This is a genomic window from Staphylococcus epidermidis (genome assembly GCF_006742205.1).
Taxonomy (GTDB): domain Bacteria; phylum Bacillota; class Bacilli; order Staphylococcales; family Staphylococcaceae; genus Staphylococcus; species Staphylococcus epidermidis.
This window is the reverse complement of sequence record NZ_AP019721.1, coordinates 1,966,610-1,979,463: the sequence shown is the minus strand read 5'-3', so window position 1 is coordinate 1,979,463 and position 12,854 is coordinate 1,966,610. Positions and strand designations below refer to the sequence as shown.

Below are 12,854 nucleotides of genomic sequence, written 5' to 3'. Positions count from 1 at the left end.
CATTTCTGTACGTCGTTCAATAATGACGGTACAATGAAAACGATAATTCTAGTTTACAAATGAAAAGGTTAAGCGTCAAATTGAATTTTTGATTAATAAGCTTAATCTTTGACCATTTTTGACTTTTAAGGTAAAATAATTTTAACAGTTATTATAAGGAGGAAAAATAAATGAATTTAATTCCTACAGTTATTGAAACAACTAACCGCGGTGAACGTGCGTATGATATATATTCACGTTTGTTGAAAGACCGTATTATCATGCTAGGTTCTCAAATTGATGATAACGTAGCTAACTCTATTGTGTCACAATTATTATTCTTGCAAGCGCAAGATTCTGAAAAGGATATTTATTTATATATTAATTCACCAGGTGGCAGTGTAACTGCTGGATTTGCTATTTATGATACTATCCAACATATCAAACCAGACGTTCAAACAATCTGTATTGGTATGGCAGCGTCTATGGGTTCATTCTTGTTAGCAGCAGGTGCAAAAGGTAAACGATTTGCGCTACCTAATGCTGAAGTTATGATTCACCAACCATTAGGTGGTGCACAAGGACAAGCAACTGAAATTGAAATTGCAGCAAATCATATTTTAAAAACACGTGAAAAATTAAATCGTATTTTATCAGAACGTACAGGTCAATCAATTGAAAAAATTCAACAAGATACTGATCGCGACAACTTCTTAACAGCTGCAGAAGCTAAAGAATATGGATTAATTGATGAAGTAATGGAACCAGAAAAATAATAAAATAAACGTTGTATGATTATTGATTAATACACAAAACCCTAGTAGACGACAATGTATATTTTGTCATTTGTCTACTAGGGTTTTTATTTTAAATAATATATGAATATAGATTTAGAAAAAACGATGTAATTAAAAAAAGATAAATACCTTACAAAATGGATTATTACCGTTTTTCATTTATTAAAAGTGTTATTCAAACCGAGAGATTTTCATTTATCTATGTTTAATAAAATGATTGTTACTTTAAACTGATGAAATTTAACGTTTTGAGTGTTTTGATGATTGATACATGGTATTCAATGTTGTTGATAATAAAATGATTCCAACTAATATAAATAATATCGACATTAATATCATTGATAACGTACGTTCAAATGCAAATATACCATTAGCAATTAATAAAATACTTGCAATGATTAATAATATATATGTTAACTGAGTATCTTTCATTTTATATCCCTTCTTCTTACGATGTAATTCTTAAGCTTTAATTAAATCATCTAAAGCATTTCTTAAATTATTATACTTAAACTCAAAACCTAGTGCATGTAATTTATTTGGAAGTACTTTTTGTGTATCTAATATGACAGTAGACATCTGACCTAGCACTGCACGTAGTATCAATTTAGGTGCCCACGTTTCATGTGGTTTATGCATCGCACGTGCTAAAGTATAACCAAATAAATTTTGTCTTTCAGGAATAGGTGCAGTTAAATTAAATGGACCTTCAGCGTTATCATGATTGATAGTAAATAAAATACCTCTAATTAAGTCATCGATATGAATCCAAGAGTACCATTGTCTTCCAGAGCCGAGTTTTCCCCCAACATATAAACGATACGGAAGTTCCATCATTTCAAGAGCACCACCATCGTCTGATAGAATAAGACCGAATCGACCTAAAACGACACGTGTACCGAATTGCTTAAATTTATTCGCAAACCGTTCCCATTGATATACAATTTCTGATAAGAAATCAAATGGAAGTGTTCGATATAATTCCGTATAACTTGTAAATAAATCTGGAGGGTAGTAGCCCATTGCACTTGCGTTAAATAAAACTTCTGGTTTGTGTTCACGTGTTTCAAAAAGTTCAAATAGTGTTTGCGTTGATTGAATACGACTAAGCATCATCGCTTGTTTGTGGGAAGATGTCCAACGTTTATTCAACGTTGCACCAGCTAGATTAATAACAATATCTATATCTGGTACTTGATGTTGCCAACCCTCTTTTGACCAGTTGATATACGTGATTTTGGGATGATTAGAAGTTTTATCCTGTCTGGTTAAAATTGTAATATGTGCATCGGTTTGTTTAATTTCGTTGACCAAGTGGGAACCGACCATGCCAGTTCCACCAGTAATTAAATAGCGTTTCATAGTTTCACCTCATCTGAAAATAAAAAGCTGTCATCTTATTGATACTTATTATTATTATTCATATTTTATACATTTTTTAGCCAATAAGATGTCAAAGACTTTTTTTAATATGCATTTAAAATAAAAACAGATTAGTTATAATAAAATTGTACCTTCGATAATTAATTAAACATCTCTTAATTAGTATGAGTATACCCCATAATATACTAACGAAGGTAAATTTTGACTCCCTTTAGTAGTGGATCCGTGCGAGCAACGTATGGATCCTTTTTTTCTATCCTAGAATACATATACCCATTTAATAGTGAATACTGTATAAAAGATTACAATTTTAATATTGTTTATTCCGTAAAATAAAAGGTTAGAGTGGTAATAAATTAAAGTATCTATGTTCTAACTATAAAATGTTTTTTAAATAATTATAAAATAGTAAAAATGAAGTTAAAACTAATTCTACTTTTTATACTTGTGAAATGGTTTCACTTTATAACACTGTTTATTTTAAACTTTTTTAAATGATGTTGTGAATCATTTTGCACAGGCAAATGTAATAGGTAAATTTACGAACACTCGTGTTAAGATTTGATTAAGTTATTTAAAAATGATGTTAATCAATCAGTATGATGTTATCATGTATGAGATAATTAAATATAAAGTTGTATTGATTGATTAAACTCAAATATCACTATTATATAATCTCATTAAACTTTTTATTTAATTATTCCCAAAAGTTCTTATGAAAAAATTTTAGGGAAATACTACTTTTAATTATTGAAAATAGTTGAGATTTGATTTTTTACAATGATTCAATAGTATTGTTTTTAAGATAAATTCGTGTTTAAGAATGAAAGAGAGGTAAACAATATGAGCGGTATCTCCAAATTTATTAGTGCGATTGTAGTTTTGCTATTATTAATAGGTTTAGCATTTGGTATTTACTCATTTGTCGATAGTTCAAAAAAAGGTAACGAACGACTCAGTGATAAAACAACACAGCAAGAAAAGAAAAAAGACGATAAAGACAAAAAGGAAAAAAAAGATAAAAAATCGGTGGAAGAAAAAAAGAATAATACACAACAAACGCAACAAGTTCCTCAAACTCAACAAACGCAACAAACGCAACAAACTGTTCAAACGCCACAAAGACCTACAACTCAAACTCCGGTGAGACAAAATCCACAAACAGGAGAAAAGAGAGCAAAAGAACCAAAAACTGATGAAAGAAAAAAAACTAGACAAGACAGTTCAAATTCTAAAGAAAGCCCAAATGAAAAAGATCAATCGTCAACACAACAAAAGCCACAACAAAATAAATCTAACCAGTCATCAGAGAATCGTCAAAGTACCCAAAATAAATCAAATCAAACACAGTCAACCAGACCACAAAACAATGGAAATAGTGGCAATCAAAATGCTAGTTCGGGGCAGAACACACAAAAACAAAATAATAACAATCAAAATTCTCAAAGCTCAAAAAAGGATTAATAAGAAATAACTTAAAAATTTTTGGAAAGTTCATCTTGTGACTATTCCTAAAAATAGTTTTAAGGTCACTTAAGTAAGCCATGATTCGTTAATTTTAATCTTTATTAACTCGAGTTAGCCCAAAGGGTGGGACTTCGAATTCAAAATGAATTCAGTCCCACCCTTTTTATGTTTATATAATCCAAAAAATTAGTAATGAAAGTAAGAATGAAATAAGTGAAATAGTTAAACAGCCTAATATACAGCCGCATCCTGAATGTGTGCAACCATAAGAATAAGTTTGATTAAAAGTTTTTAAATTTTGATTGTTTTGAGATGAATTTTTATTAAAATAATCATCTCCTTTATATCTATCATCACTCGGATCTATAACTTCGATTTTTTCGTCAGAATAATTATGATTCGACATTGTTTTACCTCACTCTAATTTTATTCAGATTCAAATTATAGAGTTAATCATAACAACTAAATAAAACAAATGCATGAATAAAATTTAATTTGGGTAGAGTTATTTAGAAAGCGAACAGTGATTAAATTACTATATAAGAATGGGGTCTATACTTTGTTTGTAATCGTTTTCCTACAAACTTTTATAATTTAACTTAGAAATTAAGTGAATTCACTTGCAATTTATAATACGTAATAGTAGTATTGCAAGTGTAAAGAGGTTAGATTTTGTCCCAGGTGGGACTTAAAAAGTCAAAGCTTAGTTATGATTGCCTCTCAAGTACCTTTGTTACAAAGATATAAGGAGGAAGGTAGTAGTGAAAGACTTAATTAAAGTTCAACAAAAGCTTATACCTGATCTTATAGATAAGATGTATAGACGCTTTTATATTTTATCTACTATCTCTCAAAATCAACCTGTAGGAAGAAGAAGTCTAAGTGAACATATGGATATGACTGAGAGAGTTTTACGGTCGGAAACAGATATGTTAAAGAAGCAAGAATTAATTCGTGTCAAACCTACGGGAATGGAAATTACTAATGAAGGTACTGAAGTATTAGCACAACTAGGTGAATACTTTAATGTTTATAGCGATGACCATAAATTGGCCAGTGCTATCAAAGATAAATTTCATATTAAAGATGTACATGTCATTCCAGGAGATTCCGATTCTAATCGAACTGTAAAACGTGAAATGGGTCAACAAGCTGGGCAACTTTTAGAAGGTATACTTTATGAAGATGCTATTGTCTCTGTAACTGGTGGTTCAACAATGGCGTGCGTGAGTGAGTCGATACATTTATTACCGTTTAACGTATTCTTTGTTCCAGCTAGAGGTGGACTTGGAGAAAATGTTGTTTATCAAGCGAATACAATCGCTTCGAGTATGGCCCAACAAGCTGGTGGCTATTATACAACACTCTATGTTCCAGACAACGTGAGTGAGTCCACATACGATACGTTAATGTTGGAACCTTCTGTCATGCATACACTAGATAAAATCAAGCAAGCTAATATAACAATACACGGCATTGGTGATGCGCTGAAGATGGCGCATCGACGTCAATCATCTCAAAATGTGATTGATAACCTTCAACATCATCAAGCCGTTGGAGAAGCTTTTGGATATTATTTTGATGCTCAGGGTCAAATAGTTCATAAGGTCAAAACGATTGGCCTTCAGCTAGAGGATCTTGAGAACAAAGACTTTATCTTTGCGGTTGCTGGTGGACAATCAAAAGGAGAAGCTATTAAAGCTTATCTTTCAATTGCACCGGAAAACACTGTATTGATTACAGATGAAGCCGCAGCAAAAGTCATTTTACAATAGTAATAAAAAGTTTAATACTTTTTAAATATCATTTTAAAGGAGGCCATTATAATGGCAATTAAAGTAGCAATTAATGGTTTTGGTAGAATTGGTCGTTTAGCATTCAGAAGAATTCAAGATGTAGAAGGTCTTGAAGTAGTTGCAGTTAACGACTTAACAGATGACGATATGTTAGCTCATTTATTAAAATACGATACTATGCAAGGTCGTTTCACTGGAGAAGTTGAAGTTATCGAAGGTGGATTCCGTGTGAACGGTAAAGAAATTAAATCATTCGATGAACCAGATGCTGGTAAATTACCATGGGGCGATTTAGATATCGACGTAGTATTAGAATGTACTGGTTTCTATACTGATAAAGAAAAAGCACAAGCTCACATCGATGCAGGTGCTAAAAAAGTATTAATCTCAGCTCCAGCTAAAGGTGATGTAAAAACAATCGTATTCAACACTAACCATGATACATTAGATGGTTCAGAAACAGTTGTTTCAGGTGCTTCTTGTACTACTAACTCATTAGCACCAGTTGCAAAAGTTTTAAGTGACGAATTCGGTTTAGTTGAAGGTTTCATGACTACAATTCACGCTTACACTGGTGACCAAAATACACAAGACGCACCTCACAGAAAAGGTGACAAACGTCGTGCACGTGCAGCAGCTGAAAATATTATCCCTAACTCAACAGGTGCTGCTAAAGCTATCGGTAAAGTTATTCCAGAAATCGATGGTAAATTAGACGGTGGAGCACAACGTGTTCCAGTTGCTACTGGTTCTTTAACTGAATTAACTGTAGTATTAGACAAACAAGATGTAACTGTTGACCAAGTTAACAGTGCTATGAAACAAGCTTCTGACGAATCATTCGGTTACACTGAAGACGAAATCGTATCTTCTGATATTGTTGGTATGACTTACGGTTCATTATTTGATGCGACTCAAACTCGTGTTATGACTGTTGGAGATCGTCAATTAGTTAAAGTTGCAGCTTGGTACGACAATGAAATGTCTTACACTGCTCAATTAGTACGTACATTAGCTCACTTAGCTGAACTTTCTAAATAATTGAAGCTTAACGGATAAGCACGTTATTTAAAGTTATAGCGTGGAGAGTGTAAAGCTCTTCTACACGTTCATAATTTGACTAGTGCTCTGTACTGTTTAATTAGATATATAAGCTTATGAGTAAGCGGGGAGCACATACGCTTCTCCGCTTATTTTTATATAAAGTTTTCCTATACGAAGGAGGAAATAGATAATGGCTAAAAAAATCGTTTCAGACTTAGATTTAAAAGGTAAAGTTGTTCTTGAGCGCGCTGATTTTAACGTTCCAATTAAAGATGGTGAAATCACTAATGACAACAGAATTGTTCAAGCATTACCAACAATCGAATATATTATTGAACAAGGTGGTAAATTAGTTTTATTCTCTCACTTAGGTAAAGTTAAAGAAGAGAGTGATAAAGAAGGACTTTCACTTAAGCCTGTTGCTGAAAACTTATCTAAGAAATTAGGTAAAGAAGTTATATTCGTTCCTGAAACACGTGGCGAAAAACTCGAAACAGCAATTGAAAACTTAAATGAAGGCGATGTTTTATTAGTTGAAAATACACGTTTCGAAGATTTAGATGGTAAAAAAGAATCTAAAAATAATCCTGAATTAGGTAAATATTGGGCGTCATTAGGTGATGTATTTGTTAATGATGCATTTGGTACAGCGCACCGTGAACATGCGTCAAACGTAGGTATTTCTACTCATCTAGAAACAGCAGCTGGTTACTTAATGGAAAAAGAAATTAAATTTATTGGTGGCGTAGTGAATGATCCACAAAAACCAGTAGTTGCTATTTTAGGTGGCGCTAAAGTTTCAGATAAAATTAATGTTATCAAAAATTTAGTTAATATCGCAGATAAAATCTTAATCGGTGGCGGTATGGCTTATACATTTATTAAAGCGCAAGGTAAGGAAATAGGTCTTTCATTATTGGAAGAAGACAAAATTGATTTTGCTAAAGACTTGTTAGAGAATAATGGCGATCAAATAGTATTACCTGTAGATTGTAAAATCGCTAAAGAATTTTCTAATGATGCAAAAATCACTGAAGTATCTATCAATGAAATCCCTTCAGATCAAGAAGCAATGGATATTGGACCTAAAACAGTAGAATTATTTAATAAAGAATTACAAGGTGCACATACTGTAGTATGGAATGGACCTATGGGTGTATTCGAATTTAGTAATTTTGCTAAAGGTACAATCGGTGTATGTGAGTCTATTGCTAAATTGGAAGACGCTACTACTATTATTGGTGGTGGTGACTCTGCCGCAGCAGCAATTTCATTAGGTTTCGAAGATGACTTTACACACATCTCTACTGGTGGAGGAGCATCATTAGAATACTTAGAAGGTAAAGAATTACCTGGTATAAAAGCTATTAATGATAAATAAGTTTTTAAATACTTTGATGTGGGAATAAAACAATAGAAAGTCATTTTTGCTTTCAACGTTTATTTCGAAATAAGCAAGTATTTGGATAAAAGCTTACAAATTTAACACTAAAAATTAAGGAGTGTAATGAATGAGAACACCAATTATAGCCGGAAACTGGAAAATGAATAAAACAGTTCAAGAAGCTAAAGACTTTGTAAACGAATTACCAACATTACCTGATCCTAAAGAAGTAGAATCAGTTATTTGTGCACCAACAATCCAATTAGACGCTTTAGTAACAGCTGTTAAAGATGGTAAAGCAAAAGGGTTAAAAATTGGAGCACAAAACGCTTACTTTGAAGAAAGCGGTGCTTATACTGGAGAAACTTCACCAGTAGCATTATCTGAATTAGGTGTTAAATATGTAGTGATTGGTCACTCAGAGCGTCGTGACTATTTCCACGAAACTGACGAAGAAGTAAACAAAAAAGCGCATGCTATCTTCAATCACGGTATGACACCTATTATTTGTGTAGGTGAATCTGATGAAGAACGTGAAGCTGGTAAAGCAAATAAAATCGTAGGTAATCAAGTGAAAAAAGCTGTCGAAGGTTTATCAGATGATCAACTTAAAGAAGTTGTTATTGCATATGAACCAATTTGGGCTATCGGTACTGGTAAGTCATCTACATCTGAAGATGCAAATGAAATGTGTGCTCACGTACGTCAAACATTAGCTGACTTATCTAGTCAAGAGGTTGCTGACGCTACACGTATTCAATATGGTGGTAGTGTTAAACCTAATAACATTAAAGAATATATGGCTCAATCAGATATCGATGGCGCTCTTGTAGGTGGCGCATCATTAAAAGTTGAAGATTTCGTACAATTGTTAGAAGGTGCAAAATAATTATGGCAAAACAACCAACTGCCTTAATCATCTTAGATGGTTTCGCAAATCGTGAAAGTGAACATGGCAATGCAGTTAAGCAAGCACATAAACCTAATTTTGATCGATATTATGAAAAATATCCTACAACACAAATAGAAGCTAGTGGCTTAGATGTAGGTCTTCCTGAAGGTCAAATGGGTAACTCTGAAGTAGGACATATGAATATTGGTGCAGGACGCATCGTATATCAAAGTTTAACTCGTATTAATAAATCGATTGAAGACGGAGAATTCTTTGATAACACTGTATTAAATAACGCTGTTAAACATGTTAAAGACAATGGCTCTGCGCTTCATGTATTCGGATTGCTTTCTGATGGTGGTGTACACAGTCATTATAAGCATCTATTTGCTATTTTAGAATTAGCTAAAAAGCAAGGAATAGATAAAGTATATGTCCACGCATTTTTAGATGGTCGTGATGTTGATCAAAAATCTGCTTTGAAATATATAGAGGAAACTGAAGATAAATTTAAAGAATTAGGTGTAGGCCAATTCGCTTCTGTTTCAGGACGTTATTATGCTATGGACCGTGACAAGCGTTGGGATCGTGAGGAACGTGCCTATAATGCTATTCGTAACTTTGAAGGTCCTACATTTACTTCAGCTAAAGCAGGCGTTGAAGCTAATTATAAAAATGATGTGACTGATGAATTCGTCGAACCGTTTATAGTTGAAGGCCAAAACGATGGTGTGAACGACGGAGACGCAGTAATCTTTTATAATTTCCGTCCAGATAGAGCAGCTCAACTTTCAGAAATCTTTACTAATAAAGCGTTTGATGGATTTAAAGTTGAACAAGTGGACAACTTATTCTACGCTACATTCACGAAATATAATGACAATGTAGATGCTGAAATTGTATTTGAAAAAGTTGACTTAAATAATACAATCGGTGAAGTTGCTCAAGATAATGGCTTGAAACAATTACGTATTGCTGAAACTGAAAAGTATCCACATGTAACATACTTTATGAGTGGTGGACGAAATGAAGAGTTCGAAGGAGAACGTCGTAGACTCATCGATTCTCCAAAAGTAGCGACTTATGATTTAAAACCTGAGATGAGTGCATATGAAGTTAAAGATGCATTATTAGAAGAGTTAGACAAAGGTGACTTAGATTTAATTCTACTGAACTTTGCTAACCCAGATATGGTTGGACATAGTGGTATGCTTGAACCAACAATTAAAGCAATCGAAGCAGTAGATGAGTGTCTTGGTGAAGTCGTTGACAAAATTATTGATATGGGTGGTCATGCCATCATCACTGCAGACCACGGTAACTCAGATCAAGTATTAACTGATGACGACCAACCTATGACGACACACACAACTAATCCTGTTCCAGTTATTGTAACTAAAGAAGGTGTTACATTAAGAGAAACTGGACGTTTAGGCGATTTAGCGCCGACATTATTAGATTTATTAAATGTTAAACAACCATCTGAAATGACAGGTGAATCACTGATTAAACATTAGAATAGATGCATTAAGATTAAGAATTTACAGCAACGTATAGATGTTCAAATTTTCTTGGTTTTATATGTATTATCATTTTATAAAAGTTTAGAAAAAGGCTATAATAGTCATATAATATAATTAAAGGAGATATTAAACATGCCAATTATTACAGATGTTTACGCTCGCGAAGTCTTAGACTCACGTGGTAACCCAACAGTTGAAGTTGAAGTATTAACTGAAAGCGGTGCTTTCGGACGTGCATTAGTACCTTCTGGTGCTTCTACTGGTGAACATGAAGCAGTTGAATTACGTGATGGAGATAAATCACGTTATTTAGGTAAAGGTGTGACTAAAGCGGTAGAAAATGTTAACGAAATGATCGCACCAGAAATCGTTGAAGGTGAATTTTCAGTTTTAGATCAAGTATCTATTGATAAAATGATGATTCAATTAGACGGTACACACAACAAAGGTAAATTAGGTGCAAATGCCATTTTAGGTGTTTCTATTGCCGTAGCTCGTGCAGCTGCTGACTTATTAGGTCAACCATTATATAAATATTTAGGTGGATTTAATGGTAAACAATTGCCAGTACCTATGATGAATATTGTTAATGGTGGTTCTCACTCAGATGCACCAATTGCTTTCCAAGAGTTCATGATTTTACCTGTAGGTGCTGAGTCATTCAAAGAATCATTACGTTGGGGTGCAGAAATCTTCCATAACCTTAAATCAATCTTAAGTGAACGTGGTTTAGAAACTGCAGTAGGTGATGAAGGTGGTTTCGCTCCTAGATTTGAAGGCACTGAAGACGCTGTAGAAACTATTATTAAAGCTATCGAAAAAGCAGGATACAAACCAGGTGAAGATGTATTCTTAGGATTTGACTGTGCTTCTTCTGAATTCTATGAAAATGGTGTTTATGATTACACTAAATTCGAAGGTGAACACGGTGCTAAACGTAGTGCAGCAGAGCAAGTTGACTACTTAGAAGAATTAATTGGTAAATATCCAATCATCACTATTGAAGATGGTATGGATGAAAACGATTGGGAAGGTTGGAAACAATTAACTGATCGTATCGGTGATAAAGTTCAATTAGTTGGTGATGATTTATTCGTAACTAACACTGAAATTTTATCTAAAGGTATCGAACAAGGTATTGGTAACTCAATCTTAATCAAAGTAAACCAAATCGGTACATTAACTGAAACATTCGATGCTATTGAAATGGCTCAAAAAGCTGGATATACTGCGGTTGTATCTCACCGTTCTGGTGAAACTGAAGATACTACAATTGCTGATATCGCAGTTGCTACAAATGCAGGCCAAATTAAAACAGGTTCATTATCTAGAACTGACCGTATTGCTAAATACAATCAATTATTACGTATTGAAGATGAATTATACGAAACAGCTAAATTTGAAGGAATTAAATCTTTCTACAATTTAGATAAATAATATCTCTTTAATTTTTATAAGAGTTCACGCTTATTATTTAATATCTTAATTGAATTGTCCGTTGCAGAGTTGAGGCTGCAACGGGCTTTTTTAGTTAAGTACATTTTAAATTATTAATGTAAACTGATATAATGATGTGAGTAATTTTGTAAAAGGAGTACAATTATGACAGACTCAAATGCTAAAGAAATAAGAACTGGACGTTTAATTGCGATAAGTTCATTAGTGTTTTGTATTTTACTTATCATACACCACTTTATTGTATTAGATGAATCAACAGCTAAATCAATTTTATCTTTAGCTGGTCAAAAAACATCAGATACAGCAGTGAAAAACATTTTAAATAGTGACCGATACACTGGAATTATGTATATTTTAGCTTACTTAGCAGGTACTGTTGCTTTCTGGAATCGCCATCCATATTTATGGTGGTTTATGTTTGCCGTATATATTTCTAATGCACTATTTACACTCGTAAATCTTTACTTATTTATTCAAGGTATTTTAGATGTAAAAAATGTACTTGCAGTTTTACCAATTTTAATTGTAGTGATTGGATCTATAATTCTAGCAATTTATATGCTAGTTGCTTCTATTACACGTAAAAGTACTTTCAATAGATAGAAGTTTGATTACATCAATAAAGATGTGTTATAATTTCTTTCGTATATAATGAACGGAGGACAATTTTTATGCATACATTAATCATCGTTTTATTAATTATAGATTGTATTGCATTAGTGACTGTTGTATTACTCCAAGAAGGTAAAAGTAATGGACTTTCAGGTGCTATTAGTGGTGGCGCTGAACAATTGTTTGGTAAACAAAAACAACGTGGCGTCGATTTATTCTTGCATAGATTAACAATAATTTTAGCTATTTTATTCTTTGTACTTATGTTTTGTATTAGTTACTTAGGTATGTAGAGAATATTATATTTGTTTTAATGAAGTAAATGAATCTTAACCAAGACTGATAAATGATAGGGCAAATTAATCACATTTGCTATTAAGTATTATCAGCCTGAGTCCGACGATGTACTTGTCGGACTTTTTTATTTTATAATTGAGACAATCATGTTTTTAAATCATATGTTAAAGGGAATAATGATTTATCAAGTCAATTTGATAATAATGAAGAGATTTTTAAATA

The 12,854-nt window shown here is 32.8% G+C and carries 13 protein-coding genes; 10 read left to right on the top strand and 3 right to left on the bottom strand.

Annotation, left to right across the window (positions count from 1 at the left end):
- Positions 1-170 precede the first annotated feature (170 nt).
- Positions 171-755 (top strand): ATP-dependent Clp endopeptidase proteolytic subunit ClpP, encoded by a 585-nt coding sequence (gene clpP / locus FNL83_RS09700; protein WP_001829659.1) that lies wholly within the window; start codon positions 171-173, stop codon positions 753-755.
- A 261-nt stretch (positions 756-1,016) separates the two neighbouring features.
- On the opposite strand, the gene FNL83_RS09695 is transcribed toward clpP, so the two are convergent.
- Positions 1,017-1,208 carry a hypothetical protein gene (locus FNL83_RS09695; protein ID WP_001829614.1) on the bottom strand — a complete coding sequence of 64 codons (192 nt, stop codon included), beginning with the start codon at positions 1,206-1,208 and terminating at the stop codon, positions 1,017-1,019.
- A 30-nt stretch (positions 1,209-1,238) separates the two neighbouring features.
- Complete coding sequence (locus tag FNL83_RS09690; protein ID WP_001829630.1) at positions 1,239-2,138, bottom strand: TIGR01777 family oxidoreductase; 900 nt, start codon at positions 2,136-2,138, stop codon at positions 1,239-1,241.
- A gap of 864 nt (positions 2,139-3,002) precedes the next feature.
- Between FNL83_RS09690 and FNL83_RS09685 the strand changes: the two genes are divergently transcribed.
- A complete protein-coding gene (locus FNL83_RS09685) occupies positions 3,003-3,623 on the top strand; it encodes a DUF4887 domain-containing protein (RefSeq protein ID WP_002470802.1) in 621 nt (206 codons plus the stop codon).
- 172 nt (positions 3,624-3,795) lie between these two features.
- Here the strand turns inward: FNL83_RS09685 and FNL83_RS09680 are convergent, their stop codons facing one another.
- Positions 3,796-4,032: a hypothetical protein gene (locus tag FNL83_RS09680; RefSeq protein WP_001829687.1), complete on the bottom strand. Its 237-nt coding sequence runs from the start codon at positions 4,030-4,032 to the stop codon at positions 3,796-3,798.
- Positions 4,033-4,387: 355 nt separating this feature from the next.
- On the opposite strand from FNL83_RS09680, the gene FNL83_RS09675 reads away from it, so the two are divergent.
- From FNL83_RS09675 to secG, 8 genes are all read left to right on the top strand, one after another.
- Entirely contained in the window at positions 4,388-5,401 is a 1,014-nt protein-coding gene (locus tag FNL83_RS09675) for a sugar-binding transcriptional regulator (protein ID WP_002438918.1), read from the top strand.
- A gap of 51 nt (positions 5,402-5,452) precedes the next feature.
- Positions 5,453-6,463, top strand: a complete 1,011-nt coding sequence (gap, locus tag FNL83_RS09670; RefSeq protein WP_001829667.1) for a type I glyceraldehyde-3-phosphate dehydrogenase — start codon at positions 5,453-5,455, stop codon at positions 6,461-6,463.
- Between the two features lie 193 nt (positions 6,464-6,656).
- Complete coding sequence (locus tag FNL83_RS09665) at positions 6,657-7,847, top strand: phosphoglycerate kinase (RefSeq protein ID WP_002468861.1); 1,191 nt, start codon at positions 6,657-6,659, stop codon at positions 7,845-7,847.
- A 130-nt stretch (positions 7,848-7,977) separates the two neighbouring features.
- Positions 7,978-8,739, top strand: a complete 762-nt coding sequence (tpiA, locus tag FNL83_RS09660; protein WP_001829574.1) for a triose-phosphate isomerase — start codon at positions 7,978-7,980, stop codon at positions 8,737-8,739.
- 2 nt (positions 8,740-8,741) lie between these two features.
- Positions 8,742-10,259: a 2,3-bisphosphoglycerate-independent phosphoglycerate mutase gene (gene gpmI / locus FNL83_RS09655; RefSeq protein ID WP_001829591.1), complete on the top strand. Its 1,518-nt coding sequence runs from the start codon at positions 8,742-8,744 to the stop codon at positions 10,257-10,259.
- A 138-nt stretch (positions 10,260-10,397) separates the two neighbouring features.
- On the top strand, positions 10,398-11,702 hold the full coding sequence (gene eno / locus FNL83_RS09650) for a surface-displayed alpha-enolase (RefSeq protein ID WP_001829595.1): 1,305 nt from the start codon (positions 10,398-10,400) through the stop codon (positions 11,700-11,702).
- 165 nt (positions 11,703-11,867) lie between these two features.
- On the top strand, positions 11,868-12,326 hold the full coding sequence (locus FNL83_RS09645; RefSeq protein WP_049387500.1) for a hypothetical protein: 459 nt from the start codon (positions 11,868-11,870) through the stop codon (positions 12,324-12,326).
- A gap of 68 nt (positions 12,327-12,394) precedes the next feature.
- Complete coding sequence (gene secG, locus FNL83_RS09640; protein ID WP_001829669.1) at positions 12,395-12,628, top strand: preprotein translocase subunit SecG; 234 nt, start codon at positions 12,395-12,397, stop codon at positions 12,626-12,628.
- Positions 12,629-12,854 lie beyond the last annotated feature (226 nt).